The 26,980-nt window shown below is 65.7% G+C and carries 25 protein-coding genes; 14 read left to right on the top strand and 11 right to left on the bottom strand.

From position 1 onward, the window contains the following. Positions 1 to 229: 229 nt before the first annotated feature. From ARC39_RS15425 to ARC39_RS15385, 9 genes are all read left to right on the top strand, one after another. A complete protein-coding gene (locus ARC39_RS15425; protein WP_068115735.1) occupies positions 230 to 2,206 on the top strand; it encodes a long-chain fatty acid--CoA ligase in 1,977 nt (658 codons plus the stop codon). Further along, complete coding sequence (locus tag ARC39_RS15420; RefSeq protein WP_068115734.1) at positions 2,203 to 3,021, top strand: ABC transporter ATP-binding protein; 819 nt, start codon at positions 2,203 to 2,205, stop codon at positions 3,019 to 3,021. Before ARC39_RS15425 ends, ARC39_RS15420 begins: the two co-directional genes overlap by 4 nt. Positions 3,022 to 3,147: 126 nt before the next feature. Further along, positions 3,148 to 4,107: a branched-chain amino acid ABC transporter permease gene (locus ARC39_RS15415; protein ID WP_068115733.1), complete on the top strand. Its 960-nt coding sequence runs from the start codon at positions 3,148 to 3,150 to the stop codon at positions 4,105 to 4,107. A gap of 128 nt (positions 4,108 to 4,235) precedes the next feature. Further along, positions 4,236 to 4,505 carry a hypothetical protein gene (locus ARC39_RS15410; protein WP_068116043.1) on the top strand — a complete coding sequence of 90 codons (270 nt, stop codon included), beginning with the start codon at positions 4,236 to 4,238 and terminating at the stop codon, positions 4,503 to 4,505. Continuing rightward, the gene (locus ARC39_RS15405; RefSeq protein ID WP_068115732.1) at positions 4,505 to 5,581 is read left to right on the top strand and encodes a branched-chain amino acid ABC transporter permease; all 1,077 of its coding nucleotides are present in this window, start codon (positions 4,505 to 4,507) and stop codon (positions 5,579 to 5,581) included. Before ARC39_RS15410 ends, ARC39_RS15405 begins: the two co-directional genes overlap by 1 nt. 49 nt (positions 5,582 to 5,630) lie before the next feature. Then, positions 5,631 to 6,920: an ABC transporter substrate-binding protein gene (locus ARC39_RS15400; RefSeq protein WP_068115731.1), complete on the top strand. Its 1,290-nt coding sequence runs from the start codon at positions 5,631 to 5,633 to the stop codon at positions 6,918 to 6,920. Positions 6,921 to 6,994: 74 nt separating this feature from the next. Beyond that, positions 6,995 to 7,825, top strand: coding sequence for an ABC transporter ATP-binding protein (locus ARC39_RS15395; protein ID WP_068115730.1), 831 nt, complete (start codon positions 6,995 to 6,997; stop codon positions 7,823 to 7,825). A gap of 27 nt (positions 7,826 to 7,852) precedes the next feature. Next, on the top strand, positions 7,853 to 9,073 hold the full coding sequence (locus tag ARC39_RS15390) for a phenylacetate--CoA ligase family protein (RefSeq protein WP_068115729.1): 1,221 nt from the start codon (positions 7,853 to 7,855) through the stop codon (positions 9,071 to 9,073). 164 nt (positions 9,074 to 9,237) lie between these two features. Continuing rightward, positions 9,238 to 9,846, top strand: coding sequence for a glutathione S-transferase family protein (locus ARC39_RS15385; RefSeq protein ID WP_068115728.1), 609 nt, complete (start codon positions 9,238 to 9,240; stop codon positions 9,844 to 9,846). A 122-nt stretch (positions 9,847 to 9,968) separates the two neighbouring features. On the opposite strand, the gene ARC39_RS15380 is transcribed toward ARC39_RS15385, so the two are convergent. From ARC39_RS15380 to ARC39_RS15365, 4 genes are all read right to left on the bottom strand, one after another. After that, positions 9,969 to 10,388, bottom strand: a complete 420-nt coding sequence (locus ARC39_RS15380; protein ID WP_068115727.1) for a thioredoxin family protein — start codon at positions 10,386 to 10,388, stop codon at positions 9,969 to 9,971. A 17-nt stretch (positions 10,389 to 10,405) separates the two neighbouring features. Beyond that, positions 10,406 to 11,119 carry a cytochrome c biogenesis CcdA family protein gene (locus ARC39_RS15375; protein WP_068115726.1) on the bottom strand — a complete coding sequence of 238 codons (714 nt, stop codon included), beginning with the start codon at positions 11,117 to 11,119 and terminating at the stop codon, positions 10,406 to 10,408. Between the two features lie 57 nt (positions 11,120 to 11,176). Next, a complete protein-coding gene (locus ARC39_RS15370) occupies positions 11,177 to 12,064 on the bottom strand; it encodes a DMT family transporter (RefSeq protein WP_068115725.1) in 888 nt (295 codons plus the stop codon). Positions 12,065 to 12,382: 318 nt separating this feature from the next. After that, positions 12,383 to 12,910 carry a DUF805 domain-containing protein gene (locus ARC39_RS15365; protein ID WP_068115724.1) on the bottom strand — a complete coding sequence of 176 codons (528 nt, stop codon included), beginning with the start codon at positions 12,908 to 12,910 and terminating at the stop codon, positions 12,383 to 12,385. A 293-nt stretch (positions 12,911 to 13,203) separates the two neighbouring features. On the opposite strand from ARC39_RS15365, the gene ARC39_RS25875 reads away from it, so the two are divergent. Both ARC39_RS25875 and ARC39_RS15355 read left to right on the top strand, forming a co-directional pair. Next, on the top strand, positions 13,204 to 13,368 hold the full coding sequence (locus ARC39_RS25875; RefSeq protein ID WP_161470975.1) for a hypothetical protein: 165 nt from the start codon (positions 13,204 to 13,206) through the stop codon (positions 13,366 to 13,368). 103 nt (positions 13,369 to 13,471) lie between these two features. Next, positions 13,472 to 13,879 (top strand): SRPBCC domain-containing protein, encoded by a 408-nt coding sequence (locus ARC39_RS15355; RefSeq protein ID WP_068115722.1) that lies wholly within the window; start codon positions 13,472 to 13,474, stop codon positions 13,877 to 13,879. An 81-nt stretch (positions 13,880 to 13,960) separates the two neighbouring features. Here ARC39_RS15355 and ARC39_RS15350 read toward each other — a convergent pair whose 3' ends face one another. The 3 genes from ARC39_RS15350 to ade form a co-directional block, all read right to left on the bottom strand. Next, complete coding sequence (locus ARC39_RS15350) at positions 13,961 to 14,251, bottom strand: HU family DNA-binding protein (protein ID WP_068115721.1); 291 nt, start codon at positions 14,249 to 14,251, stop codon at positions 13,961 to 13,963. Between the two features lie 130 nt (positions 14,252 to 14,381). Beyond that, complete coding sequence (locus ARC39_RS15345) at positions 14,382 to 15,866, bottom strand: AMP nucleosidase (RefSeq protein ID WP_068115720.1); 1,485 nt, start codon at positions 15,864 to 15,866, stop codon at positions 14,382 to 14,384. Further along, the gene (gene ade / locus ARC39_RS15340) at positions 15,863 to 17,668 is read right to left on the bottom strand and encodes an adenine deaminase (RefSeq protein ID WP_068115719.1); all 1,806 of its coding nucleotides are present in this window, start codon (positions 17,666 to 17,668) and stop codon (positions 15,863 to 15,865) included. The genes ARC39_RS15345 and ade overlap by 4 nt, the downstream gene beginning before the upstream one ends. Positions 17,669 to 17,783: 115 nt before the next feature. Between ade and ARC39_RS15335 the strand changes: the two genes are divergently transcribed. Continuing rightward, entirely contained in the window at positions 17,784 to 18,218 is a 435-nt protein-coding gene (locus ARC39_RS15335; RefSeq protein ID WP_068115718.1) for a DUF1810 domain-containing protein, read from the top strand. A 207-nt stretch (positions 18,219 to 18,425) separates the two neighbouring features. Here the strand turns inward: ARC39_RS15335 and ARC39_RS15330 are convergent, their stop codons facing one another. Further along, on the bottom strand, positions 18,426 to 19,589 hold the full coding sequence (locus ARC39_RS15330; RefSeq protein ID WP_068115717.1) for a serine hydrolase domain-containing protein: 1,164 nt from the start codon (positions 19,587 to 19,589) through the stop codon (positions 18,426 to 18,428). 241 nt (positions 19,590 to 19,830) lie between these two features. Here ARC39_RS15330 and ARC39_RS25640 point away from each other — a divergent pair, with 241 nt between their 5' ends. Together ARC39_RS25640 and ARC39_RS15315 are read left to right on the top strand one after the other, a co-directional pair. Further along, a complete protein-coding gene (locus ARC39_RS25640; RefSeq protein ID WP_149866443.1) occupies positions 19,831 to 20,046 on the top strand; it encodes a hypothetical protein in 216 nt (71 codons plus the stop codon). 760 nt (positions 20,047 to 20,806) lie between these two features. Continuing rightward, positions 20,807 to 21,664, top strand: coding sequence for an SDR family oxidoreductase (locus ARC39_RS15315; RefSeq protein ID WP_068115714.1), 858 nt, complete (start codon positions 20,807 to 20,809; stop codon positions 21,662 to 21,664). A gap of 30 nt (positions 21,665 to 21,694) precedes the next feature. Here the strand turns inward: ARC39_RS15315 and ARC39_RS15310 are convergent, their stop codons facing one another. The 3 genes from ARC39_RS15310 to dxs form a co-directional block, all read right to left on the bottom strand. Beyond that, complete coding sequence (locus ARC39_RS15310) at positions 21,695 to 23,170, bottom strand: calcium-binding protein (protein WP_068115713.1); 1,476 nt, start codon at positions 23,168 to 23,170, stop codon at positions 21,695 to 21,697. 125 nt (positions 23,171 to 23,295) lie between these two features. Continuing rightward, positions 23,296 to 24,765, bottom strand: coding sequence for a calcium-binding protein (locus tag ARC39_RS15305; RefSeq protein WP_068115712.1), 1,470 nt, complete (start codon positions 24,763 to 24,765; stop codon positions 23,296 to 23,298). Between the two features lie 265 nt (positions 24,766 to 25,030). Next, a complete protein-coding gene (gene dxs, locus ARC39_RS15300; protein ID WP_068115711.1) occupies positions 25,031 to 26,956 on the bottom strand; it encodes a 1-deoxy-D-xylulose-5-phosphate synthase in 1,926 nt (641 codons plus the stop codon). Positions 26,957 to 26,980 lie beyond the last annotated feature (24 nt).

The following is a 26,980-nucleotide window of genomic DNA, read 5'->3' as shown; positions in this document are numbered from 1 at the left end:
TACCGGATTGGCGCCGCCGTCCGTAGTCCAATTGCCGTCTTGCCGGTCATCTGCTCCCAGACTGTTGCAGGCTTTCCATGATGCGCGGCGCCCGTGTTTTCCCGGCGCATCGGCGAGTATTTGAACGTATGTTCAAAAAATATTTGACGAGTCCCCAAATCGCCGTCCTATAGTGGGCGCAGGCCGGAAAAGGCCGAGGTGTCGAAACGGCACCAGGGGAGGACATCTTTTGACTGCGACCACGACGCCTCCGGGCGATCTGTGCTCTGTTCCTGCGCTTCTGCGGCGCAACGCACGCGATTTCAGCGCGCGCACCGCCTATCGCGAAAAGGAATACGGAATCTGGCAAAGCTGGACCTGGGCCGAAACGCTCCAGGAAATCGAATGGCTGGCCATGGGGTTTCTCGCGCTCGGCATGGAGCGGGGAGACCACGTCGCCATCATCGGTCGCAACCGGCCGGATCACTACTGGGCGATGGTGGCGGCGCAGATGTGCGGCGCGGTGCCGGTGCCGCTCTATCAGGACGCCGTCGCCGAAGAGATGGCCTACGTGCTGGGGCATTGCGGCGCGCGTTTCGTGGTCTGCGGCGATCAGGAGCAGGTGGACAAGGTCATCGACGTGCAGGACGAGCTGCACCAGATCGACCACGTGCTCTATCACGACAAGCGCGGGATGCGGAAATACGACCACGAGCACCTGAACTGGCTGAGCGATATCCGCGACGAGGGCAAGGCCTCGCATTACCGCCACGAGGACGAGTTGCACCGTCGCGAAGCGGAGCTGGATTACGAGTCCACCTGCGTGATGCTGTATACCTCCGGCACGACGGGCAAACCCAAAGGGGTCGTGCTGTCGAACCGCAACATCATCGAGACAGCAAAAAACTCCAGTGCCTTCGACGGCCTCGGGTCGAAAGAGGAGATCCTGGCCTACCTGCCGATGGCCTGGGTCGGCGATTTCATCTTCTCCGTCGGACAGGCCTACTGGAACGGGTTCTGCGTGAACTGCCCCGAGAGCGCCGACACGATGATGACCGATCTCCGCGAGATCGCGCCCACCTATTACTTCGCTCCGCCACGGGTGTTCGAGAGCCAGCTCACCAGCGTGACGATCCGCATGGAAGACGCCGGCTCGGTCAAGCGCTGGCTCTACCGGCACTACATGGCGCTGGCGAACCGGGTCGGACCGGCGATTCTCGACGGCAAACCCGTGGGGCTGCTGGACAGGTTGCGCTACGCCCTGGGGGAGATGGCGGTCTACGGGCCGCTGAAGAACACGCTCGGGTTCAGCCGGGTGCGGGTGGGCTATACCGCCGGGGAGGCGATCGGGCCGGAGATTTTCGACTTCTATCGCTCGCTCGGCATCAACCTCAAGCAGCTCTACGGCCAGACCGAGGCCAGCGTCTTCATCACCCAGCAGCCGGACCACGAGGTACGCGCCGACACGGTCGGGATCACCTCGCCCGGCGTGGAGATCAAGATCGCCGACAATGGCGAGATCTACTACCGCTCTCCCGGCGTCTTCGTGGAGTATTACAAGAACCCGGAGAGCACCGCTTCCACGAAGGACGCCGAGGGCTGGGTCGCCACGGGCGATGCCGGCTTCTTCGAGGAGGCAAGCGGGCACCTGCGGATCATCGACCGCGCAAAGGACGTGGGCAAAATGGCGGACGGCCATATGTTCGCGCCCAAGTATGTCGAGAACAAGCTGAAGTTCTATCCCGACATCCTGGAGGCGGTCGTCTTCGGCAACGGGCGGGACCGCTGCACCGCCTTCATCAATATCGACCTGACGGCGGTGGGCAACTGGGCGGAGCGGAACAACATCGCCTATGCCTCCTACCAGGAACTCGCGGGCCATCCCCGCGTGCTCGAGACGATCAAGTCGCATGTGGAGGAGGTCAACGCATCCGTCGCGCAGGACGAGATGCTGTCGGCCTGTCAGATTCACCGGTTCCTCGTGCTGCACAAGGAACTGGACGCCGACGACGGGGAGATGACCCGGACGCGCAAGGTGCGCCGCGGAATGATCGAGGAGAAATACGACGACCTGATCACCGCGCTTTACGACGGGTCCGAACAGATCTCGACCACCACCGAAGTCACCTACGAGGACGGCCGGAAGGGCAGCATCTCGGCGACCCTGCAACTCGTGGACGCCGCGACGGTGACACCGAAACACCAGCAGAAGGTGGCGGCCGAATGAAGGACACCATAGAGCCACACGTCACCGAGGACGGCCGCCAGATCGGCGGCGTGCTGATGGAGATGAAGAACATCACCCTGCGCTTCGGCGGGGTGGTGGCGATCAAGGACATTTCCTTCGACATTCGCGAGGGGGAGATCCGGGCGATCATCGGGCCGAACGGCGCCGGCAAATCCTCGATGCTCAACGTCATCAGCGGGTTCTACCATCCGCAGGAGGGCGAGGTCTGGTACCGCGGCGCGCCGCGTCCGCCGATGAAACCCTACGAGGTTGCCCGTCAGGGCGTCGGGCGGACCTTCCAGAACATCGCGCTCTTCGAAGGGATGACGGTGCTCGACAACGTCATGACGGGGCGGCTGACCCACATGCACGCGTCGATCTGGGATCAGGCGCTCTGGTGGGGCAAGGCCGAGGCGGAGGAAGTCCACAACCGAGAGCAGGTCGAGAAGATCATCGACTTTCTGGAAATCCAGGCGATCCGCAAGACGCCGGTGGGGCGTCTCCCTTACGGCCTCAAGAAGCGGGTGGAACTGGCCCGCGCACTGGCCGCGGAGCCGTCGCTCTTGCTGCTCGACGAGCCGATGGCGGGGATGAACGTTGAGGAGAAAGAGGACATGTCCCGCTTCATCCTCGATGTGAACGACGAATTCGGCACCACCATCGCGCTCATCGAGCATGACATGGGCGTGGTGATGGACCTCTCCGACCGCGTGGTGGTGATGGACTACGGCAAGAAGATCGGCGACGGCACGCCGGACGAGGTGCGGTCCAGCCAGGACGTGATCGACGCCTACCTGGGGGTGCCGCATGAGTGAGTCGACGCAAATCGCGGGCTCGCTCGGGCTTGGTTGCAGCACCCGCTGCATCCGGAGCGGCGACGTCACTGTGCCGGTCCCCGAACGCGGCGGCGCGAACTCCAACCGTGTCAAGGAGCATGGCCCATGGAACTCCTGAACAAGATCTTCGTGGCGCCCTTCGCGGACATGGTCTCCGCGCCCGATTTCCTCATGCAGGTGCTCTGGGAGGGGCTGGTCTCCGGCGTTCTCTACGCCCTGATCGCACTCGGCTTCGTGCTGATCTACCGCTCAAGCCGCATCTTCAATTTCGCGCAGGGCATCATGGTGGTCTTCGCCGCGCTCACGCTGGTCGGGCTGCACGAAATGGGCGTGCCGGCCTGGATCTCCGTCGCCCTCACGCTCGGCGTAATGTTCGGATTGGCGGTGACGGTCGAACGGGTCGTCCTGCGGCCCCTAGTGGGCCAGCCCGACATCATCCTCTTCATGGCAACCATCGGCATCACGCTGTTCCTGATCGGCTTCGGCGAGATCATCTTCGGCGGCGAGAACAAGCAGATGATCACCGCGGATCTCGGCATACCCACCGGCGACGTGGTGCTGGAACCGTTCGGCGGGCTCCTGATCCTGCAGCATATCGATATCACGGCGGTAGTCGTCGCCGGCCTGCTGGTGCTGGGGCTGCTGCTCTTTCTCAACCGCACGCGCATGGGCCGCGCCATCCGCGCGCTCGGGGACGATCACCAGGCGGCGCTCTCGGTCGGCATCTCTCTGCAGACCGTCTGGGTGCTCGTATGGTTCATCGCCGGGATCATCGCGCTGGTCACGGGCATCGCCTGGGGCAGCCGCGCGGGCGTCTCCTTCGCGCTGGAGGTCATCGCCTACAAGGCGCTTCCCGTCCTCATGCTGGGCGGGCTGGAATCGATCACCGGTGCGATCATCGGCGGGTTGATGATCGGCATGCTGGAGAAACTCTTCGAGATCTACTGGGGCGGCCCGCTGCTCGGCGGCAATACGGAAAGCTGGTTCGCCTATGTGCTCGCGCTGATCGTGTTGCTCTTCCGGCCGCAAGGGCTCTTCGGCGAGAAGATAATCGAGAGGGTGTGAGACTTCACGCGCCGGAGGCCGCGACGCGGCCTCCGGTGCAGATTGGGCGATGACGACGAATTCACCCTGTCGCGACGGTGCGCGAACCGTCCCGGCGGGAGGCTGAGAAAGCCGGGAAGGACGGGAAATTGGCGAAGCTGGTTGCGATACTGAACGTGGTGGCCTGGTCCGGGTTTTGGGCCTTCGGGTACCTGGCATTGACGGCGAACGGCGAGAAGACCGGGCATCTCATGATCGCGCTGGTCCTCGCGATCCTCGGCGCCGGAGCGGGGATCTGGGCCTACATGTGGCTGGTGCGGCACACCGAGGCGACGGGCTATGCGAAGCCACCCAAGCGGGCGGTCCCCGAGCAGGTCCGTGAGCCCGAGAAATACGCCGATACCGAGGAAACCGCCTGATGCTCTATCGCACCGCCGGTCAGTTCAAGACCTCCTACCGGGCCGATCAGGCGCTGTTCCCGATCAAGCAGGATGCCTTTCTGCTCGGGATTGTCCTGCTCTGCGCCTGGGTGATCTTCCCGCTCACGGCAAGTGAATTCGCGTTCCAGACGCTGCTGACGCCAATCCTCATCTATGCGCTGGCCGCCCTCGGGCTGAACATCCTCACCGGATACGCCGGGCAGCTCTCGCTCGGCACCGGCGCCTTCATGGGGGTCGGCGCCTACGCGTGCTACAAGATGATCACGCTGATGCCCTGGATGAACCCGGTGGTCGCGATCCTGCTCTCGGGTCTGTTCTCGGCGGGCGTGGGCGTGATGTTCGGTATCCCCAGCCTGCGGATCAAGGGCTTCTACCTCGCGATTGCGACGCTCGCGGCGCAGTTCTTCCTCGTCTGGCTCTTCGAGAAATGGGCTTGGCTCTACAATTACAACGCCTCCGGCGCGATCCAGGTGCCGAACCTCGACATCTTCGGCCTCTACGTGGCCGGGCCGCAGGCGAGCTCGATCACGCAATATTATCTGGTGCTCGCCATCGTCTGCGTGCTGACCTACCTCGCCATCAACCTGACCCGCGGCAACCTCGGCCGCACCTGGAAGGCGACGCGGGACATGGACATCGCGGCAGAGCTGATCGGGATCAACCTGATGAAGTCGAAGCTCACCGCCTTCGCGATCTCCTCCTATATCGTTGGTGTCGCCGGGGCGCTTTTCGTCTTCATGTGGCGCGGCGCGGCGGAGCCGAACCTCTTCGATATCCCGCTCAGCTTCCGCGTGCTGTTCATCGCCATCATCGGCGGGCTGGGGTCGATCCTCGGCAATTACCTGGGCGCGATCCTCATCGTCGGCCTGCCGGTTGTGCTCAATACCGTGCCCTCGGCGCTGGGCATCCACGTGGAATCGGCGCTGCTGGAACATCTCAACATCATGATCGTCGGCTCGCTGATCATCTTTTTCCTGATCATCGAGCCGCACGGGCTGAACGCGCTTTGGCGGTTGATCCGCGAGAAACTCATCATCTGGCCGTTTCCGCATTAGGGCCGGCCCAACCTCAATCGTCGAACATGTTCCATTAGGGAGGAGAAACATGAAGACTTTCACCAAGCTGACGCTGGCGACGGCACTGAGCCTTGGACTCGGCGGCGCAGCGATGGCCGAGGGGATCTTTGCCCCGAACCTGACCTATCGCACCGGGCCCTTCGCGGCGACGGGCATCCCGCTGATGAACGGTCAGAAAGATTACATGACCATGCTCAACGAGCGTGACGGCGGCATCGGCGGCGTGCCGATCAACTTCGAGGAATGCGAAACGGGCTATTCGACCGAGAAAGGCGTCGAATGCTACGAGCGGACCAAGGCCAACGCCGTGGTCACGCAGCCCTGGTCCACCGGCATCACGTTGCAGGTTCTGCCCAAGACCAACACCGACATGATCCCGATCCTGGCGCCGGGTTACGGGTTCTCGCCGATGGCAAACGGCAAGGTCTTCCAATGGGCCTTCAACCCGCCGGCCTCCTATTGGGACGGCGCGTCGATGATCATGCAGCATATCGCGGGCGGCGACATGTCGACCCTCAGCGGCAAGAAGATCGCGCTGCTGCACCTCGACCACCCGTTCGGCAAGGAGCCGATCCCCGTCCTGGAAGCGATGGCGGCCGAATACGGTTTCGAACTGGTGCTGGTGCCGGTCGGGCTGAAGGAGATGCAGAACCAATCGGCGCAGTGGCTCACGATCCGCCGCGAGCGCCCCGACAACGTGGTGATGTGGGGCTGGGGGGCAATGAACGCCTCCGCGATCGCCGAGGCGGTGAAAACCAAGTACCCGATGGACCAGTTCTACGGGGTCTGGTGGGCCGGTCACGACGCGGACCTCAAGCAGGTCGGCGAGGCCGGCACCGGCTACAAGTCGATCTCCTGGTCGATGCCGCAGCCCGACGCGCCGGTGATGGCCGACATCAAGCAACACGTTGCCGATACCGGGATGACCGAACAGGAAGATCCCAACAGCGTGTTCTATCAGCGCGGGATCGTGATCTCGATGATCCTCGCCGAGGGCATCGCAGCCGCGCAGGCCGAGTTCGGGACCGGCGAGATCAATGCCGAGCAGCTTCGCTGGGGGCTGGAGAACCTCGATATCTCCGAGGCGCGACTGGCAGAGTTGGGCATGACCGGCATGGTGCCGCCCTTCTCGACCTCGTGCTCCAACCACACCGGCCATTCCGGCGCATGGATGCTGGAGTGGGACGGCGAGAAGTTCGTTCAGTCGGGCGATCTGTTGCAGGCCGACCGGTCCTTCATCGAGCCGCTGGAGCTGGCGCAATCGGCTGAATATGCCGATGCCAACGCGCCCTGGCCGATAAACGAGGACTGCGAGTAAGCCACCCAAGCCCGCCGGCGGCCAACGCGCGCCGCTGGCGGGTTTCCAAGGACATTCCACAGAAGACGAACGCGATGCTGGATACCGCACCTTCAGAGGCCCCGGAGACCCTGCTTGAGGTCAACAATATCGAGGTGATCTACAATCACGTGATCCTTGTCCTGAAGGGCGTCTCGCTGAACGTTCCCCGCGGCGGGATCACCGCCCTGCTGGGCGGGAACGGCGCCGGTAAGACGACGACGCTCAAGGCGATCTCCAACCTGCTCCATTCGGAGCGGGGCGAGGTCACCAAAGGCAGCGTGACCTACAAGGGCGAGGCGGTGCAGGATCTCGACCCGGCGAAGCTGGTGAAGAAGGGCGTGATCCAGGTGATGGAAGGCCGGCATTGCTTCGAACACCTGACGGTCGAGGAAAACCTGCTGACCGGCGCCTATACGCGAAACGATGGCGCCGGCGCCGTCACGGCCGACCTGGAGATGGTCTATTCCTATTTTCCGCGCCTCAAGGAACGGCGGAAAAGCCAGGCCGGCTACACCTCCGGGGGCGAACAGCAGATGTGCGCCATCGGCCGGGCGCTGATGAGCCGGCCCGAGACGGTCTTGCTCGACGAGCCCTCGATGGGGCTGGCGCCGCAGCTGGTGGAGCAGATCTTCGAGATCGTGAAAGCGGTCAACGAGGGCGAGGGCGTGAGCTTCCTGCTCGCCGAGCAGAACACGAATGTCGCGCTGCGCTATGCGCATTACGGCTATATTCTGGAAAGCGGGCGCGTGGTGATGGATGGCCCCGCCGCCGAATTGCGGGAGAACCCGGACGTGAAGGAATTCTACCTCGGCGTCGGGGAAGAGGGGCGCAAGTCGTTCCGCGACGTGCGCAGCTACCGTCGGCGCAAGCGGTGGCTGAGCTGAACGGGTCAGGGCGAAGGAGAGACGGGTATGAGCGATCACTACGATGCGCTGGAAACGCGGTCGGCGGACGAACGGGCAGCGAGCCTGTCCGAATGCCTACCGGCACAGATCCGTGCCGCGCAGGAGCTTGCCGGCTACGCGGAGAGCCTCTCGGGCGTGGATGCGGCGGCGATCACGGACGCCGCGGCGCTGGCGGCGCTGCCGGTCCTTCGCAAATCGGACCTCGGTGCGCGGCAGAAGCTGACCGCCCCCTTCGGCGGGTTCACCGCCACGGATGCCAGTGGCTTCGACCACATTTTCCAGTCGCCCGGCCCGCTCTACGAGCCGGGGCGGGTGTCGCATGACTGGTGGCGCCTCGGCCGCTTCGCCGCCGCGGCCGGAATCGGCGAAGGCGATATCGTGCAGAACTGCTTCGGCTACCACCTGACGCCCGCCGGGATGATGTTCGAAAGCGCCGCGCGCGCGGTCGGCGCGGCGGTGCTGCCCGCCGGCACCGGGCAGACGGACTTGCAGGTGCAGGCCGCGGCCGACGTGGGAAGCACCGCCTATGCCGGGACGCCGGATTACCTGAAGGTCATCCTCGATCGTGCGGACGAGATGGGCGCGGCGCTGAAAATCACGCGCGCGGTGGTCTCCGGCGGGGCGCTCTTTCCGTCGCTCCGGCAGGCCTACGCGGACCGCGATATCGCCTGCCTGCAATGCTACGCCACCGCTGATGTCGGCAACATCGCCTACGAAAGCGCGGCGCTGGAGGGGATGATCGTCGACGAAGGCGTGATCGTGGAGATCGTCACGCCGGGCACCGGCGATCCGGTCGCCCCGGGCGAGGTCGGCGAAGTTCTGGTCACCACGCTCAACCCGGATTACCCGCTGATCCGCTTCGCCACCGGCGACATGAGCGCCTGGATGCCGGGCGAAAGCCCCTGCGGCCGCACCAACCTCCGGATCAAGGGGTGGATGGGGCGCGCGGACCAGACCACGAAGGTCAAGGGCATGTTCGTACGCCCCGAGCAGGTCGCCGCCCTCGTGGCGCGGCACAGCCATGTTCACAAGGCGCGGGTCATCGTCAGTCGCGAGGGCGAGATGGACAGCATGCACGTGCAGATCGAAGCCGATGGCGGTGACTGGACCGAATACGGCGAGGACATCCAGGATATTCTCAAGCTGCGGGCGAGCGTCGAAGTCCTCGCGCCGGGCGACCTGCCGAAAGATGGTGTCGTCATCGAGGATCGGCGCACCTACGACTGACGCATTCCCGGCGATGTGACGGGCCGGGACATCGGCGGCCACGCAGGCCAGCCCTTTCCCGCAATGGCGCTGCAGGTCATACAGGACGCATCTCGGAGCCGCGCCGCGCGGCGGGGCGGCACGTCCGGCCTGCGCTCCCACGCAATCGACCAGGAGGTTCGCCGATGCTCACGCTCTTCCACGCCCCGCAATCCCGCGCGACCCGCGCCCATCAACTGCTTGACGAACTCGGCGCGCTCGACCGGGTGAACGTCGAGAGCGTCACCATTCCGCGCCGCGACGGCTCCGGTGCGCGCGACCCGAAGAACCCGCACCCCGAGGGAAAGGTCCCGGTGCTCGTCCACGATGGCGAGCTGATCTGGGAAAGCGCGGCGATCTTCCTCTACCTGACGGACCTCTTTCCGGAGGCCGGCCTCGGCCCGCTCCCGGGGCAACCTGGCCGTGGCTCCTACCTGTCGTGGCTGGCGTGGTACGGGGACGTGATGGAGCCCGTCATCCACTTCAAGCTACTTGAAATCGACCACCCGGCGCTTGCCAACACCTTCCGCGGGTACGATGACATGACCGCGCGCCTGTCGGACGCGCTGTCCGGGCGCCCCTACCTGCTGGGTACGGAATATTCCGCCGCCGATCTGCTGCTATCCTCGACCTTCACCTGGCTTCCCGATCTCGTCCCGGAGGATCCGCGCCTGAAGGACTGGGTCGCGCGCTGCGCTGGCCGCCCCGCCGCCGCCCGAACCGCCGCCTACGAAACGCGGATCATGGGCGGCTAGGCAGACATGCCGCGCATGGCCGCCGTCTGCCCCGGGTTCGCGTAGGGCTCAGTGGGGTGTGAGCGGGTCCGCCGAACGGAGTTACCGGGTCACCCCGGGTTCATCCGGCGCCCGCTCCCGGCTCAGGCCGTCGCCGCCGTCAGGGCTCTGTCCATCAGCGCCTTGATATCGGCTTCCGACGTCCCGGCGACGATCCGGCCCAGCTCCTGATTGCCCTTCAGCACCACCAGCGTCGAGCGGCGCGGGATCTTCAGGGACTTCGCCAGGTCCGACTTGCCATGCGCATCCCAGTCCACGTTGACGAAGGTGATCGCCTGCTCATAGGCCGGGTTCCCCGCCTTCAGCGCGTTGATCACCCGTTCCTGCGCGGCGCAGGTGGAGCACCAGCTCGCCTTGAAATCGAGGAAGAGTGTCTCGCCGGCCGCCAGCCGCTCGGTCACAAGGCCGGGCGAATACTCCAGCACCGCGGCCGCACCGGCGCGGGGCAGGGCGACCGATGCGGCGGCAGCGCCCGACAGGGCAAGGAAATGACGACGGTCCATACGAAAAACTCCTGTGTTCAGAGGGAAACCGAAAGGTCGATCAGCCAGGGCGGCAATGTCTGGATCGCCCAGGCCTCGACCATGTGATGCACGCGGAACAGGATCGCCAGCCCGACGGCGACGAAGACCCCGCCGAGGATCGGCCGGCCGCGCGTCGCAACCGCGCGCATCCAGCCCTGCCGACGCTGGATCACCGACCGCGCGCCATAGCCGAGCGCCAGGATCACGGTGGAAACGCCCGCCGCAAAGGCCAGCATGATCGCGGTCGCCCAGCCAAGGCTCTCCCCGGTGAAGGCGAGCGAGATGGCCGCGCCCAGCGTCGGGCCCACGCAGGGGCTCCAGACCGCGCCCAGCAACATGCCGCCAAGGAACTGGCCGGAGAGCGAGTTGCGGTCCAGGTCGTCCATCCGCGCGTCCGCCGTTCCCGCGACCCCCGCCGTCGCCGCCGCGAACCGCGCGCTGAACTGCGGCACCAGCATCACCAGCCCGAAGGCGATCATGACGACAGCGGCGGCCTGCCCGACGATCTGTTCGTCCAGCCCGAGGCTCTGGCCGAGGGTTGCCAGTCCGATCCCGAGCGTCACGAAGGACAGGCTCATGCCCGCGGCAAGCGCCACCGGCCCCCAGCGGCTCGCCTGTATCGCACTTGCCAGCACGATTGGCAGGATCGGCAGCACGCAGGGGTTGATAAGCGTCAGCAGCCCGGCCCCGTATCCGAGTAAGATATCCATCCCCGAAATCTGGCGTGCACGTGTCGGGCTGTCATTACACGAAAACCCGCTGCGGCGTCACGTCCGCGTGGGATTTGTGACAGGTTGCCGGGCGCGCTGGACCGCGAAGATCCCCGCCATGATCACCGCGACGCCCACCGCATCCCAGGGCCCCATCCGCTCGCCCAGCAGCACCGCCGCCACGAGCACGCCGAAGAACGGGTTGAGAAAATGGAATGTCGCCGCCTTCACCGCCCCGATCCGGCGGACCAGCAGGAACCAGACCAGCGTCGCGATCAACCCCGGCACGATCACCGTGTAGGCGAAGGCGGCAATGACCGCGGGGGACCACGTCACCTGCCAGGTTTCCAGCAGCATCGAGGCGGGCAGGAGCGCCGCCGATCCCACAAGCATCTGCAACCCGACGATCATCAGAACGTTGCCCCCGGAGGAGGCGCCGCGCACCGCCAGCGTGGCGAAGGTCAGCGCCAGCACGCCGACGACACAGCAGGCCAGCCCGAAGAGGTCCAGTCCGCCGGACTGAACCCGGCTGCCCATGATGATTGCCACACCCGCGAACCCCGCGACCAGCCCGGCCACCCCAAGCGGCCGCACCCGCTCGCCGAAGAGTGCCCAGCCGGCCACCGCGACCAGCAGCGGCATGGTGGAGGCAATGATGGCGGCAAGCGAGGCTTCAACCGTCTGCATCGCCACGAAGAACAGGCCGAGGTAGAGCGCGTTCTGGCAGATCCCGAACACCACCGTCAGCCGGGCCTGGCTGGTGGTCAGCCGCCAGCTCTGCCCAAGCGCCCGCGCGATGCCCACCGCGATCATTCCGGCAATCAGGAAGCGCAGCGCCGAGATGCCCAAGGGCGGCGCGTGCGCCACGATGATCCGCGCCGAGGTAAAGGCCGACGACCACATGAAGGCAAAGGCCAGCCCCATGGCAAGTGCGCGCACATCCATTCCCGTCTCCCGTCCGCTCGTCCCGCCCACCTGACACAGGCAGCCGGGTTTTGCCAGACGCCGCCGCGGGATGCCGGATTGCGACGTCATACTGTCCTGGCCGGAGCCTGCACGGCGGCGGGAAAGATCTGCTGAAAATGCGGTCGACGAGGGCAAATCTTTGGCCAACATGTCGAAGGGGAGACGCACATGCCGATGGCGCCCGGAACCGGCGTCCGCGTTCCCGGTCCCATGTCCGGAGATGCCACTTTCCGTGGTGTCCCGCAGTCGCGCGATGCCGTCTTAGCCGGACGAGGTATTTGGCCGAACGGTCCCTCGCTATGCTTGCAGGGGCGGGACCGGGCCGTACTGGTTTTGCTCTTCCTGCGTCGGCCGGGACAGCCACCAGATCATCAACACCGTGAGCACCAGTTGGAGAATTCCGGCAACGATCATTCCGCCGATCCCGAATGCCAACGCCGGGGCCCGAAGCGCATCGGGGTCGCTGCCCGCCTGTTCCGCCGCCGAGAAAACCATGACACCCATCATCATCGCCAGGACCATCGCCAGCGACACCACCATCGGCAAAAGCAGGTACCAACCCGGCCGCCCCGTGTCGTGCAGGCGCCGCCATCCCGCCGCGAGCATCGGCAGGAACATCGCCAGCGAGAACAGGCTCGACAGCGGTTGGCGATCCACCCCGGTCTCGGCATCGGCGCCGAACAGAGCCCCGTCAACGAGCGACAGAAGGATGCCGCCAATCACAACGAACAGGACAAACCACCAGTACTCCGGCCGGCGTGCGCGGCCGCTGAACGTCACGTATTTCGACAGGCACGTCGAGATCGCAGTTGTAAAAGCGCTCATTTTCCCGATTTTCCCTTTCAACCAGCTTCATCAAATACGTGGGTCCGGTTCGCCGCAAAGGCGCAACATCGGTATACCGCGCCGCTCCCGAATGCCGTCTCGTTGACGGTTTGTCTCATCAGGATCTGACAGGAATCAGGAAAACGCAGATCGCGATTCGGGGCAATTTCCAGCCGGAGATCGGGGCGCGCCGCCGCGGTGGCAATTCGGGCGCCGCGTTCGCGCGCATTGACAGCCAACAACCGTCGCCGTCTCATTCGGTGCAATCGGGAGATGTCCAACGGGAGGATGCAATGCGAGTTCTGATTTCGGCCCTGGTGCTTCTGGCGCTTGCGAACTGCGATACCGCGACAACGGCCACGCCCGCCGTGCAGCCCATCGAACCCGACTACGACCAGATCGCGCAGGACGCCGTGTCGGACGTCGACACCAGCGCCATCGAAGCCGCCGGGTGGTAGCATAGGCGACCGGCCGGTTCTGCCGTCGCGGCGCTATCGCCGGGCCGCGGGCGATGCTAGGCTTTTCCGGCGGGCCGATCTCGGCCGGGAGCGGGGCATTGCCATGAAAATCACCGTCGAAACCATCGTCCGGGCGCCGATAGAAACCGTTTGGGCCCGCTGGACCGATCCCGAGGACATCCGGCAGTGGAACGCCGCCTCGGCGGATTGGCACACGACCGCCGCATCGATAGACCTGCGGGTCGGCGGGCAATTCTGTTACCGAATGGAGGCGAAGGACGGCAGCGCGGGGTTCGACTTCGAGGGCGAATTCACCCGCGTCGAACCGATGGCGCGGCTGGTCTCCCTCTTCGGGGGCCGGGAACTGGCGGTCGCCTTCGAGACCGTGCCCGGAGGAACGCTGGTGCGCGAGACCTTCGACGCGGAGGAGGAACATCCGGCCGAGATGCAGCGGGAAGGCTGGCAGGCCATTCTCGACAATTTCCGCCGTCACGTGGAAGCGTCTGGCTGAGCGCCGCAGATGCCACCCGCAACGAAAAAGGGCTGCCCACGCGGGCAGCCCTGAACCTCAGGCACGAAGACCCGGTGCGGCTCAGCCGTTCACCGAATCCTTCAGCGCCTTGGCAATCGTCATCTTCACCACCTTGTCGGCTTCCTTGTCGATCATCTCGCCGGTTGCCGGATTGCGGACCTGACGCGCCGGACGTTCGCGGCAAAAGATCTTGCCAACGCCGGGCAATGTCACCGCGCCGCCATTGGCGACTTCGTTGGTGATAATGCCGGTCACCGCGTCGAGCGCGGCGGTCGCGGTCTTCTTGTCGGCTTCCATCGCGTCGGCGATGGCGGCAACAAGCTGCGTCTTGGTCATCGGTTTGGTGGCCATGTATGGTCTCCTCGTTGTTGCCCTTTGTCTTGGGGCTTATCTGACTGATTCTACGTCATGTGGCCTCAGCTCACAACGTTTTGTGGTCCAATTCGCAGGAAAACAAGGGGTTTGTGCAACGAACCTCGGGTCAGAGGAAGGCTGTTTCCTCAAAACTACGCAATTTCCGCGAGTGCAACCGTGCCAGCGGCATGTCTCGCAGCAATTCCATGGCCCGAATCCCGATCTGAAGGTGCCGCGCGACCTGCGTCTTGTAGAAGGCGCTCGCCATGCCGGGCAGCTTCAGTTCCCCGTGCAGCGGCTTGTCGGAGACGCAGAGCAGCGTGCCGTAAGGCACCCGGAAACGGAACCCGTTGGCGGCGATCGTCGCACTCTCCATGTCGAGCGCAATCGCGCGGGACTGGCTGAGCCGCTGCACCGGGCCGGACTGGTCGCGCAGCTCCCAGTTGCGGTTGTCCACCGTGGCCACCGTGCCGGTGCGCATGATCCGTTTCAGCTCGTAGCCTTCGAGCTGCGTGACCTCTTCCACGGCGTCCTCCAGCGCAACCTGCACCTCCGCCAGCGCCGGGATCGGCACCCAGACGGGCAGGTCGTCGTCCAGCACCTTGTCCTCGCGCAGATAGGCATGGGCGAGCACGAAATCCCCCAGCGCCTGGGTGTTCCGCAGCCCCGCGCAATGGCCCACCATCAGCCAGACATGCGGCCGCAGCACCGCGATATGGTCGGTCGCCGTCTTGGCGTTCGACGGGCCGACGCCGATATTAACCAGCGTGATGCCGCCGCCGTTCTCGCGCTTCAGGTGATAGGTCGGCATCTGCGGCAGTTTCGCCGGCGCCGGCATCTCCGCATCGGCCTGCGTGATCTCCACGTTGCCGGGCCCGACAAAGGCCGTGTAGCCGCTCGCGGGGTCCTTCAGCGCCTCGCGGGCGAAGGTCTCGAACTCCTCCACGTAGAACTGGTAGTTGGTGAAGAGCACATGGTTCTGGAAATGCTCGGGCACGGTTGCCGTGTAGTGGCTGAGCCGGGCCAGCGAGTAATCCACCCGCTGCGCGGTAAAGGGCGCCAGCGCGCGCGACCCGTCCTCGTAGACGAAGTCATAGCCGTTGACGATGCTGTCATGCGTCGTCGCCAGGTCGGGCACGTCGAAAACGTCCCGCAACTGGAACTGCATCGCACCTTCCTGCGGCACCGCGAGGTTCGCGTCGTTCAGGACCGCGAAATGCACCGGGATGGGCGTGTCGGACGCCGCGATCGTCACCGGAACCTTGTGCGTCTCCAGCAGCAACCGGATCTGCTGCGTCAGGTAATGCCGGAACAGGTCGGGGCGTGTCACGGTGGTGGAATAGGTGCCGGGCTCCGGCACATGCCCGAAGGCGAGGCGCGAATCCACCGGCGCGAAACTCGTCGTGGTCAGCCGGATCTCCGGATAGAAGGCGCGGTACCGGTGCTCCGGTTGCCCCTGCGTGATCACCTCGGAGAATTTCTCCGAAAGGAATCCGGTCGCCGCCTCGTAGAGCGCGATCAACCGCGCCACCGCTTCCCCCGCATCGTGGAAGGTCTCCGCCGGCGGCAATTCGGGGCTGTGAACGGGGATCACCCGGCTCGATCTGGTCATTGCAGCACCTCCTCGATCAGCGGCACCAGTTCGAAGGTCCGCACATCCACCAGCCCCTTGTCGGAGATCCGCAACTCCGGGATCACAACCAGCGCCAGCAGCGAATGCTGCATGTAGGCATTGTTGAGTTTACATCCCGCCGCCTGCATCGCCGCACCCAGCGCCTCGGCCTTGGCCGCCACCGTCTCCGCGTGGTCGTCCGACATCAGCCCGGCAATCGGCAGCTCCACCAGCGCCTTCTCCTCGCCCTCGGCAAAGAGCACCACGCCGCCGCCGACCTCGCCCAGCCGGTTCGCCGCGCGGGCCATTTCCTCGCGGTCCGTCCCCACCACGATCATGTGGTGACTGTCGTGTGCCACGGTGGAGGCCATCGCCATGCGGCCCTCGTAACCGAAGCCCTGCACGAAGGCATTTGTCACGCCGCCGGTGCCCCGGTGCCGCTCCACCAGCGCGATCTGGCAGATCTCGCCGGTGGCCTCCACCAGCCCCTCGGCGACCGGCAGATCGGCGGCAAGCGCCTTCGTCGGCGCCTGGTTTTCCACCACCCCGATCACCTTGGCCCGCACGTGGTTGGCCCCCTCGGGCGCGGCGATCTCGAAATCCCCCGGCGCCAGGGTCTTGCCCAGATGCACCGAGGCCCGCGCCGTCTCCGGCCAGTCCAGATGCGGGCAATCCACCGTGATCCGGCCCGCTTCCGCCACCACCCGGCCGCGCGCGATCACCAGCTCGACGGGCAGGGTCCTCAGGTCCGAACTGAGGATCACATCCGCCCGCCGCCCCGGCGCGATGCTTCCCAGCTCCCGCTCCAGCCCGAAATGCGCCGCCGTGTTCACGGTCGCCATTTGCAGGGCCACCAGCGGGTCGCAGCCGCAGGCGATGGCGTGGCGCACAACGCGGTTCATGTGCCCCTCGTTCACCAGCGTACCGGAGTGGCAATCGTCGGTGCAGAGGATGAAGTTCCGCGGGTCCAGCCCACGTTCCGTCACCGCCGTGATCTGGCTTTCCACGTCGTACCAGGCCGAGCCCAGCCGCAGCATCGCCCGCATCCCCTGACGCACGCGGGCCATCGCGTCGCTCTCGGCCGTGCCCTCGTGGTCGTCCGCCGGACCGCCGGCGGCATAGGCGTGGAACGCCGGGCCCAGGTCGGGCGAGGCGTAATGCCCGCCCACCGTCTTTCCGGCGGCCTGCGTCGCCGCCATCTCCGCCAGCATCTTGGTGTCGCCGGCCACCACACCGGGGAAATTCATCATCTCCCCCAGCCCTACGATCCCCGGCCAGTGCATCGCCTCGGCCACGTCCTCTGGCGTGATCTCGAACCCGGTCGTCTCCAGCCCCGGCGCCGACGGCGCGCAGGAGGGCATCTGCGTGAAGATATTGACCGGCTGCATCAGCGCCTCGTCATGCATCAGTTTCACCCCCGCCAGCCCGAGCACGTTGGCGATCTCGTGCGGGTCGGTGAACATCGTCGTCGTGCCGTGGGGGATCACCGCGCGGGCGAATTCCGCCGGGGTCAGCATGCCGCTCTCGATATGCATATGCCCGTCGCAGAGGCCGGGCAGCATGTAGCGCCCCGCCGCCTCGATCACCTCTGTCTCGGGGCCGGTACAGTGGCGCGCATCCGGCCCCACGTAGGCAATGCGCCCGTCCGCAATGGCAATATCGTGGTTCGGCAACAATTCCCGGCTCTGAACGTTCACCCAGATCCCCTGGCGTATGACCAGGTCGGCGCTCTCGCGGCCCGCGGCCACGGCGATCAGTCGGGGGGCAACCTCGGCCCAGCTCTTCAATGCAGATGGTGTCATGCGCCACCCTTTCCCGGTTTTTTCCCCGATGCAAGCCAGCTTCTGGGCTGGCCAATCGCCCGCCATCATGCCCCTATCGGTATGACACGCGGAAGACAGCCCGGCGGAGGCGCAAATGTTCGACGAAACCGATCTGGAACGCTTCGTGGAGGCGCAGGACGAGCACGGGATCTGGGCCGAGGCCATGGCCGAGGTCGACGCCGGTCTGAAGCAGGGCCACTGGATCTGGTTCGTCTACCCGCAGCTTCGCGGGCTGGGAATGAGCCACCGCGCCGATTACTACGGTCTCGCCGACGCCGGGGAGGCGCGGCGCTACCTCGCCCACCCGATCCTGGGTCCGCGCCTGGAAGAGAGCTTTCTGCGCCTCATGCCCCATGCGGGCCTCTCGCCGGAGCGCATGTTGGGCGACGTGGACGCGGTGAAGCTGCAATCCTGCGCCACGCTCTTCGCCGCCGTCGCGCCCGACCCGCGACCCTTCGAGGCGGTGCTGGAGGCGTTCTTTGCCGGCGAAAGGTGTCAGGCGACGCTGGACATGCTGGAACGCGCCTGATCCGGCCGGCCCTTCCGGCGGGAAACGGCCCGGACTTGATCTCGATCATTCCCTTAATGGTGTAAGTTGAATATGCTTTTAGTGTGGAAGCCTGGCGGGATGAGCGCTGCCCGACGTATCGTGAGTGGATGGCTTCGCATTGGGCGCCCCTGCATTTTCAGAGGCGCCCAAGTTTATTGGACAGCGCGCTCCGGCCCGCCCGCCATATCAGGAGAGATGCCCGGCAATCGCCGCGAATACCTCCAGCATCGTCGCGTCGAGCGCATCGTCCTCCGGCAGCGGCTGCGAGGAGAGCCGGACGATCGTCACGCCGCGCGGCGGATCGGCATAGATCCACTGGCCATGGATGCCGATGGCGATCATCGCGCCGGGCAGGGCGTCCGACAGGTACCATTGGTTGCGATAGGACCCGGCGGGGATCAGCCCGTCGAGCCGCGAGCCACGTGCCCAGGCCGCCCGGTCGCCATTGCGCAGGGTGTCGGCGACCCAGCCCTCCGGCACGATCTGGGTGCCATTCGCCCGGCCCCCGTTCCGCATCATCTCTGCGAACCGCGCGAGGTCCCGCGCACACAGGCAAAGCCCCCCCGCCGCCCGCGCGCCGCCCTGCCGGTCCACCGTGATCCAGCCATCGGCCTCCGCGCCGAGCGGGCGCCAGATCTTCTCCGACAGCAGGTCGGCGAAGCGGCTCCCGGATGCGCGCTCCAGCATCCACCCCAACACGTCGGAGTTGGGCGAGGCATAGTGGAAGACCGCGCCATGCGGGCCGTCCCCCTTAGGCAGAGACGGCAGGTAGCCGTGCAACCCGCCCTCGTAGGGAATGTCGCCCGGCGGGTCCCAGTCCATCGCCACCCGGTAGCGGGGAACATCGCCGCGCGGGTCGAGGTAATCCTCGGCAAAACGAAGCGAAACCGTCATGTCGAGCACGTTTCGGACCGTGGCATCGCCCCAGGCGGAGTCCGCCAGCTCCGGAACGTATGACGTCACGGGGCTGTCTGGGTCGAGCAGGCCGTCGTCCACGAGGATACCCGCCAATGCCCCGGTCACCGATTTCGAGACCGAAAAGACGATGTGGCGGTCCTCCGGCACCATCGGCCCGTTGTAGATTTCACAGACGATCCGGCCGCGATGCAGGACGAGGAATGCATCGGTATGGGAACGCGCCAGCGCCGCGTCCACCCTCTCGCCCGACGGCAGGACGAGCGCCGAGAGGTCGAGCGCCGGGCCCCGCTCCATCGGGCTGGCCTGCGCAGCCGCGGCAACCCGCTGTCCGCCCACCAGCCTGTCCACATGTCGGAAGCTCCACCCGCTGAAGGGCCGGGTCCGCCAGTTCGCGAGCGTCGTTTCGGCTTCGAGAGTCCCGGTTTCGGGCATGGTGTTCCTTTCGCGGTCGTCGCCGTCCGCCGGCGCGCGCCAAACGTCGGGCAGCCCCGCCTACCACGCAGGCGAGACGCAGCACCAGACCACTCCGCCGACCGGCCGCGCCGGGCCGCCGAACCTCCGGCACCACGGCGCAGGCGACGGCTCCGAACTCCGTCTTTCCGGCGCCTGCACGGCGGACGCTCAATGCGCGAATCTGGGCGCTCGCTTGCTACTCGAAACGGGGGGACACATCATGTCACCGAAGACGTTCTTCTTCTCATCGCTGGGAGCCGCAAGCGTGCTTGGCGCAGCAGCGTTGGCACTTGATACGCCCGGCCCCGGTCCGGAAGTAACGACTGCTCCCAGGATAGAACTTCCGGCGGATCCACCCATCATCAAGGAGCGCTTCAACGAAAACATCCCGGAGCAAGCTCCACCGGAGAGGAAGATCATTCCTGAACCGAAGTAGGTTGGAGATCAGTGCTGTTTGTAGTGGTTTCCAGCGGTTCAGTTCCTGAAAATCCCGGTGCTTGCTGAAAACCCAATGTTCTTCGTTTGACTTGGTCCGGGAGCCGCATCATCGGTGGCTCTCGGCTCAAATCAGAGATCGCTCAGGGCCCGACCGTCACGGCAGTCAAAACATTTGCCGCTAGTGTAGCGCGACAATCAGGGTGGGCATTGCAGCAAAGAACAACGTGCAAGACGCCCACGTCAGGCGCTCGCCTCTCGAACGCTTCACGCCCGCGTTCGACTTCTTTGCCTTTGGATTCCTCCAGTCGAGAAGTCTCGTCCGACGGTCGATCTCGTTCCTCTCATAGGAGGCACGGGCATCCTGCACGCGTCCGTTGATTTTTTTTGCTATAAAGTCGGCACCTTGACGGGCGAATTCTTGCCAGTCCCGCATATGAAACCCTCCGAGCAACCCCAAAGTCAGCAGGGCAAAAATCGGCAAGGACCAAGGCAAAATTGTGACGGATTGTTTGCATTTCGTGAATAAGCCGTTTCCGCCCGAATGCATGGGCGCTGGAAAGCCGCCATTCTTTCAGGTCCGAACTTCGCCGATCGGTTGAGCCGCGCCCGCATTTCGCAGGCAGCGGCAGACGCATTCCGAGCCGCGAGCGGTCGCTTCCTGCGCCTTCCGTGCCGTGCCCGATGTTGCTATTGCGCACGCCCCCGGTCGTCACGCTTTCCGGCTTGTCACATGTCCGCGCGCTCGCAATAACCGCCCAATGACCCAAACGCTTCTCTCCCTCGGTCACGGCTATTCCGCCCGCGCGCTTGCCCGCCTGCTTCTGCCGCAAGGCTGGCGCATCTATGGCACCACCCGCTCCCCGGAAAAGGCGGAAGCGCTGCGGGCGGAGGGCGTGGAGCCGATCATCTGGCCGGGCGCCGATCTCGCGCCCGCCATCTCGCAGGCCACGCATATCCTTGCCTCCGCCGCCCCGGACGCCGACGGCGACCCGTTCCTGCCGCAGATCGCGGGCCCGCTCCGGGCGGCCCGGCCCGGCTGGATCGGCTATCTCTCCACCACCGGCGTCTACGGCGACCACGAGGGCGGCTGGGTCGACGAGACAACCGCCCTCACGCCGGCCACCCGCCGTGGCCGCCTGCGCGTGCTGGCCGAAGGCCAATGGCAGCGCCTCGCCGCCGAGGCCGGTCTGCCGCTGATGATCTTCCGGCTCGCGGGCATCTACGGTCCCGGCCGCGGCCCCTTCGCCAAGGTCCGCGCCGGAACCGCGCGCCGCATCGTGAAGCCCGGACAGGTCTTCTCCCGAATTCATGTGGAAGACATCGCGCAGGTGCTCGCCGCCTCCATCGCGCACCCCGATCCCGGCGCGGTCTACAACGTCTGCGACGACGATCCCGCCCCGCCGCAGGACGTGCTCGCGCATGCCGCCGAACTCCTCGGCCGGCCCCTGCCGCCGGAGGAGGATTTCGCCAACGCCGAGATGTCGCCCATGGCGCGCAGCTTCTACGCGGAGAGCAAGAAGGTCCGCAACGACCGGCTCAAGCGGGACCTCGGCGTCACCCTGCGCTACCCGAGCTACCGCGACGGTCTCGCGGCGCTGCTCGCCGGGGAGACGTGACGGAACCCCTCCGCGCCAGCGCCACCCGGGTCAGAACAGGAAATCGACCGCCTGAAGGTCGGCAATGTCCACGCCTTCCAGCCAGATCACCTCCCCGGCGGCGGCGATGCGCACGTCCTCGCCCACCTGCCGCATGTGGTTCGTGGCCAGGTCGGCGAAGGTCCGGATCGCGCTGACGTCCTGAAGGTCAATCTTCTCCCGGTCGCTCCGGGCATTGAAATCCCGGATCACGTCGCGTCCGAACCCGTCCGCGAAGATGAACAGGTCCGCGCCGGCCTTCCCGGCCAGCGTGTCGTCTCCCCAGCCGCCGATCAGCACGTCGCGCCCGCCGTTCCCGACAAGCAGATCGTCACCGGCACTGCCCGCCAGCGTGTCCGCGCCATCGTGCCCGCGCAGGATGTCGTCGCCCGCGCGGCCGCGCATGCGGACCGTCGTGTCCGACGCGATCAGAACGTCGTTTCCGCCGCCGGCTTCGACGAACTCGAACCACTCGATCTCGTCGCGGCCCGTCGCCACGCTCCGCACCGTTCCGCTGCGCAGGTCGATCTTCAGATCGTCCCCGATCGCGCTGAAATCGAGCGTGTCCTGCCCGTCTCCGCCGCCAAGGCGGTCGGCAACGCCGTCTGCCTCCACCAGAACGAGATCGTCCCCGGCGCCGCCCTGCAACCGGTCGCGACCGTCGCCCCCGGTCAGGGTGTCTTTGCCCGCGTCGCCAAAGATCACGTCCCGCTTGTCGCCCCCCGTCAGCGTGTCATCGCCGGCACCGCCCTCGATGCGGCGCTCGACACGGCCATCGCCGACACCTAAGTAGACATCGTCCCCGCCGGACAAATCGAGGGTCCCGGTGATCAGCCCGCCATTGGTGATGTGGTCATCGCCGCCCGACAGGAACACGCCGTCGATCGTGCCGTAATTCCTGACCGTCACATCGTGATCCGACGCACAGTAGACCCCGTAGGGCGTGCCCAGGATCGTACCGTGATTCACAATCTCCGGGGTGGCGCCATGGCCCGTCGGGTCCGGGTTCACGCCGCGATTCAGATGGATACCGTACCCGCCAATACCACCCGTGATGGTTCCGGTGTTCGCGATCCGGCCCGTAACGAAATCGGCCGTGATCCCGCTTGTTCCGGTTCCGGATATCACCCCGGTGTTGCTTATCCGGATATCGCCGCGATAGGCATAGACGCCAAGGTGGCCCGAAATGCTGCCCGAGTTGGTGACCACGAGCATGTGGCTCAGCGAGGCCAGTCCGTATTCACCGCCCAGGATGCTCCCGCTTCGCCCGACGTAGATGTCGTCGGTGCCCGGATAGGAATCCACATGCACCCCGATGACCCCGCCGAAGACATGGCCCTCGATGTCGATCTCGTGATCGCCGCCCCACGTACTGATCCCGTCGCCCGCAGTCGAGGCAATCGTGACCCCCGCCGCGATATAGAGCGACCGGTCCCCCGAAATAGCGTTGCCGGACGTTACGGTATCAGTGAGATAAACATCGAACATGGCCCCCTCCCTCGCGGGCGCCCGCGCCGCCGCGATCGCGCGCGATAACCGTTCGCTCTATCTTAGCGCGCTCTGCGCCGCGTCGCCTTGACATGGCGTCGGACAGTCCGGCGCATCGTGGACGGTCAGAACAGGAAATCCTCCGCCTGCAGGTCGCCCAACACCACGTCTTCGAGCAGGAGCACATTCGCCCCGGTCTCGATCCGTACATCGTCACCGGCCTGCCGCATGTGGTTGTTCCTCAGGTCGGCAAAGCTCTCGATGGCGCCGACCGCGCGGAGGTCGATCTTCTCTCCGGCCTTGGCGGCATTGAAATCCGTGATCACGTCCTGTCCGAACCGGTCGGCAAAGACAAACTGGTCCAGCCCGCTGCCACCGGTCATGCGGTCGTCGCCACGGCCGCCCTTCAGCGTGTCGCGCCCGCCGTTGCCCACAAGCCGGTCATCCCCGGCGCCACCCTCCAGCATGTCCGCGTTGGCGCTGCCGCGCAGGATGTCGTTCCCTGCGCCGGCCACCATGCGCACGGTGCTGTCCGCAGCCACCAGCACATCGTCGCCATTGCCGGTCAGGACGATCTCGAAGCCGTCGATCCTGTCGCGCCCGATCACCTCGCCGCGGGCCGTGCCCTGGCGCAGGTCAATCGTCACGTCGTCGCCCACCTCGCCATAGTCGATCCTGTCGCGGCCCCCGTCTCCGAAATAGCGGTCGGCGGTGCCGTCGCCATCAGCCACGAACCGGTCGTCACCGGCGCCGCCTGCAACCCGGTCGCGCCCGTCGCCGCCCCGCAGCGTGTCGTTGCCGGCCCCGCCCGCGATCACGTCGCGCCGGTCGCCGCCGGTGAGCGTGTCGTTGCCATCGCCGCCGTCGATCCCGTCCAGCACGCGTGCGTCGCCGATCCCGGTGTAGGTATCGTCTCCGCCCAGCATGCTCAGCGCCCCGGTGATACGCCCGCCGTTCAACACGGTGTCATCGCCATTGTGCAACCAGACCCCGCGAATGAAACCGAAGTTCTCGATCCGGTAGGGGGCTTCGCTGCCACCGAGGATTCCCAAGGAATCGCCGTGGATCGTGCCGTAGTTGATCACCGTTCGCTCGTTGTCGGCCGGGCTGGAATCGTCGTTGAACGAGATGCCGTAGTACCTGCCGAAAATCGTGCCGGTGTTCACGATCTTTGCCCCGTCGCAACCGGTCGCGATCCCGGTGGACATCCCGTCGATTGCGCCCGCGTTCCGGAGGTTCAGATACCCGCCGTAATGGTGGACGGCGACGGAGCCGCTGATCCGGCCGGAGTTGAATACCTCCCCGCCGCTGCCGATGATCCGGACGCCGTAGGAATAGCCCGAGACGTCACCCTCCTGGCCGACGTTGACCCGGCTCGACACGTAGGACTCGGCGCTCGATCCGAGGAGGACGCCCGCCGAGGTGCCGAACACGCTGCCGAGAACGTCGACGATGTGTCCCCCGAAACTGCCGTTCACGCCGTAGCCGCCATTCGCCGCCCGTGTCACGCCCGCCGCGATCATGGCATCGTCCCCGGCACCGAGTACGATGTTGTCCCCGCTCGTCGCTGTGCTCGTGAGATATATCTCGGTCATGGCCCCCTCCCTCGCGGGCGCCACACGCGCGCAGACGCGCCCGCCGAATGTCAACGTCCGGAGTCTATACCCGTCCGGGCGGGGCCGCCTTGACATGACGCCGGAGAGGGCAGGGCGGTCCGGTCACTTGTTCCGGTCAAAACGACCGAAACGGCAAATCTGGAGGCCGGATTATACGCGATGGACAATTCTGACCGATCCGGGGCGGGAAACGCCCGCGGGTTCGGTCGTTTCACTGGTCGAAAACGTGCGAAACGACCGGAAGTCAGGCCCGCGCCGCGCCCATACGGGCCACGCCGAGAACGTCGAGCACCTTGGTCTCGATATCGGCGGCATTCATGCCCGCGACGGCGTACATGTCGCGCGGGCTGGCCTGATCTATGAATGTGTCCGGCAGGACCATCGAGCGGAAGACCAGTCCGTGGTCGAAAATCCCTTCTTCTGCAAGCAGTTGCGCCACGTGGGAGCCGAAACCGCCGACCGCCCCTTCCTCCAGCGTGATCAGCGCCTCGTGCTCCTGCGCCAGCCGCAGGATCAGCTCCCGGTCGAGCGGCTTGGCAAAGCGCGCATCCGCGATGGTCGGGGAAATGCCGCGTTTTTGCAGATTTTCCGAAGCGATTTCAACCTCTTGCAGTCTCGTGCCGAAAGAGAGGATAGCGACACGCTTGCCCTCGCGAACGATCCGGCCCTTGCCGATCTCCAGCACTTCACCGCGCTCCGGCATCTCCACGCCCACACCCTCGCCGCGCGGAAAGCGGAAGGCGATGGGGCCGTCGTTGTACGCCACGGCGGTCGCCACCATGTGCTTCAGCTCCGCCTCGTCAGCCGCCGCCATCACCACGAAACCCGGCAAATTCGCAAGGAAAGCAATGTCATAGGCGCCTGCGTGCGTTGCCCCGTCGGCGCCCACCAAGCCTGCCCGGTCGATCGGAAACCGCACCGGAAGCCGCTGGATCGCAACGTCGTGGACCACCTGGTCGTAGCCCCGTTGCAGGAATGTCGAGTAGAGCGCGCAGAACGGTTTGAGCCCGCCCGCCGCCTGGCCAGCGGCAAAGGTTACCGCATGTTGCTCCGCGATTCCCACGTCAAAACAACGGCTTGGATAACGCTCGGCAAAGAGGTTGAGCCCGGTTCCATCTGGCATCGCGGCCGTGATCGCGGTGATCCGATCGTCCTCGGCCGCGTGCGCAAGAAGACTCTCGGCGAATACCTTGGTGTAGCTCGGCGCATTCGACGGCGCCTTCTTCTGCGCGCCCGTGCTCACGTCGAACGTCGCCACCCCATGCCCGCGGTCGCTCGCCGTCTCTGCCGGCGCATACCCCTTGCCCTTCTGGGTGATTGCATGGATCAGCACCGGCCCGTCCGCCCGCGCCTTCACCGTGCGGAGCACCGAAAGCAGCATGTCCATGTCGTGCCCGTCGATCGGACCGATGTATTCGAAGCCCAGTTCCTCGAAAAGCGTGCCGCCGATGGTGATGTGTTTGAAAACGTCCTTCGCCCGCTTCGCGCCTTCGTAGAAGGGTTCGGGCAGGAAGCTCAGGGCGCCCTTGGCGGCCGCTTTCAGATCCTGGAAAGGGGCGCCCGCGTAAAGCCTTGAAAGATAAGAAGACATCGCGCCTACCGGCGGCGCGATGGACATCTCGTTGTCGTTCAGGATGACGATCATCCGCTTGTCGAGATGGCCCGCATTGTTCATTGCCTCGAAGGCCATGCCGGCGCTCATGGCACCGTCGCCGATCACCGCGATGGCGTCCCCGATGCCGTAGTCGGTCGTCCCGCCAAGGTCCCGCGCCGTGGCAAAGCCGAGCGCGGCCGACAGCGAGGTGGAACTGTGGCCCGCGCCGAACGGGTCGTAGGGCGATTCCGACCGTTTGGTGAAGCCCGACAGGCCCTTTTCCTGACGGAGCGTGCGAATGCGGTCACGTCGGCCGGTGAGGATCTTGTGGGGATAACACTGGTGGGAGACGTCCCATATCAGCTTGTCGCGCGGCGTGTCGAAGACGGCATGGATGGCAACGGTGAGTTCCACCACGCCCAAACCCGCACCCAGATGCCCGCCGGTTTCGCTCACCGCGCTGATCGTCTCGGCGCGCAACTCGTCGGCCAGTCGCGTCAACTCGTCGTCGCTGAATTGCTTGAGGTCGGCCGGTGCCGCCACGCGATCCAGCAGGGGTGTTACAGGTCTCACCATGGCTCGGCCCTCCTGTGGCCGCAG

It is taken from the genome of Tropicimonas marinistellae, from assembly GCF_001509585.1.
In the GTDB taxonomy this organism is placed as follows: Bacteria; Pseudomonadota; Alphaproteobacteria; order Rhodobacterales; family Rhodobacteraceae; genus Tropicimonas; species Tropicimonas marinistellae.
Note: the sequence above shows the minus strand (reverse complement) of the source record. Positions and strands in the feature narration are given on the sequence as shown.

What these genes read in the sequence shown, in the direction of transcription:
- ARC39_RS15420 (WP_068115734.1), top strand. Translation starts at nt 2,203, where the DNA reads ATGAAGGACACCATAGAGCCACACGTCACCGAGGACGGCCGCCAGATC.
- ARC39_RS15415 (WP_068115733.1), top strand. Translation starts at nt 3,148, where the DNA reads ATGGAACTCCTGAACAAGATCTTCGTGGCGCCCTTCGCGGACATGGTC.
- ARC39_RS15405 (WP_068115732.1), top strand. Translation starts at nt 4,505, where the DNA reads ATGCTCTATCGCACCGCCGGTCAGTTCAAGACCTCCTACCGGGCCGAT.
- ARC39_RS15400 (WP_068115731.1), top strand. Translation starts at nt 5,631, where the DNA reads ATGAAGACTTTCACCAAGCTGACGCTGGCGACGGCACTGAGCCTTGGA.
- ARC39_RS15395 (WP_068115730.1), top strand. Translation starts at nt 6,995, where the DNA reads ATGCTGGATACCGCACCTTCAGAGGCCCCGGAGACCCTGCTTGAGGTC.
- ARC39_RS15390 (WP_068115729.1), top strand. Translation starts at nt 7,853, where the DNA reads ATGAGCGATCACTACGATGCGCTGGAAACGCGGTCGGCGGACGAACGG.
- ARC39_RS15385 (WP_068115728.1), top strand. Translation starts at nt 9,238, where the DNA reads ATGCTCACGCTCTTCCACGCCCCGCAATCCCGCGCGACCCGCGCCCAT.
- ARC39_RS15380 (WP_068115727.1), bottom strand. Translation starts at nt 10,388, where the DNA reads ATGGACCGTCGTCATTTCCTTGCCCTGTCGGGCGCTGCCGCCGCATCG.
- ARC39_RS15375 (WP_068115726.1), bottom strand. Translation starts at nt 11,119, where the DNA reads ATGGATATCTTACTCGGATACGGGGCCGGGCTGCTGACGCTTATCAAC.
- ARC39_RS15370 (WP_068115725.1), bottom strand. Translation starts at nt 12,064, where the DNA reads ATGGATGTGCGCGCACTTGCCATGGGGCTGGCCTTTGCCTTCATGTGG.
- ARC39_RS15365 (WP_068115724.1), bottom strand. Translation starts at nt 12,910, where the DNA reads ATGAGCGCTTTTACAACTGCGATCTCGACGTGCCTGTCGAAATACGTG.
- ARC39_RS25875 (WP_161470975.1), top strand. Translation starts at nt 13,204, where the DNA reads ATGCGAGTTCTGATTTCGGCCCTGGTGCTTCTGGCGCTTGCGAACTGC.
- ARC39_RS15355 (WP_068115722.1), top strand. Translation starts at nt 13,472, where the DNA reads ATGAAAATCACCGTCGAAACCATCGTCCGGGCGCCGATAGAAACCGTT.
- ARC39_RS15350 (WP_068115721.1), bottom strand. Translation starts at nt 14,251, where the DNA reads ATGGCCACCAAACCGATGACCAAGACGCAGCTTGTTGCCGCCATCGCC.
- ARC39_RS15345 (WP_068115720.1), bottom strand. Translation starts at nt 15,866, where the DNA reads ATGACCAGATCGAGCCGGGTGATCCCCGTTCACAGCCCCGAATTGCCG.
- ade (WP_068115719.1), bottom strand. Translation starts at nt 17,668, where the DNA reads ATGACACCATCTGCATTGAAGAGCTGGGCCGAGGTTGCCCCCCGACTG.
- ARC39_RS15335 (WP_068115718.1), top strand. Translation starts at nt 17,784, where the DNA reads ATGTTCGACGAAACCGATCTGGAACGCTTCGTGGAGGCGCAGGACGAG.
- ARC39_RS15330 (WP_068115717.1), bottom strand. Translation starts at nt 19,589, where the DNA reads ATGCCCGAAACCGGGACTCTCGAAGCCGAAACGACGCTCGCGAACTGG.
- ARC39_RS25640 (WP_149866443.1), top strand. Translation starts at nt 19,831, where the DNA reads ATGTCACCGAAGACGTTCTTCTTCTCATCGCTGGGAGCCGCAAGCGTG.
- ARC39_RS15315 (WP_068115714.1), top strand. Translation starts at nt 20,807, where the DNA reads ATGACCCAAACGCTTCTCTCCCTCGGTCACGGCTATTCCGCCCGCGCG.
- ARC39_RS15310 (WP_068115713.1), bottom strand. Translation starts at nt 23,170, where the DNA reads ATGTTCGATGTTTATCTCACTGATACCGTAACGTCCGGCAACGCTATT.
- ARC39_RS15305 (WP_068115712.1), bottom strand. Translation starts at nt 24,765, where the DNA reads ATGACCGAGATATATCTCACGAGCACAGCGACGAGCGGGGACAACATC.
- dxs (WP_068115711.1), bottom strand. Translation starts at nt 26,956, where the DNA reads ATGGTGAGACCTGTAACACCCCTGCTGGATCGCGTGGCGGCACCGGCC.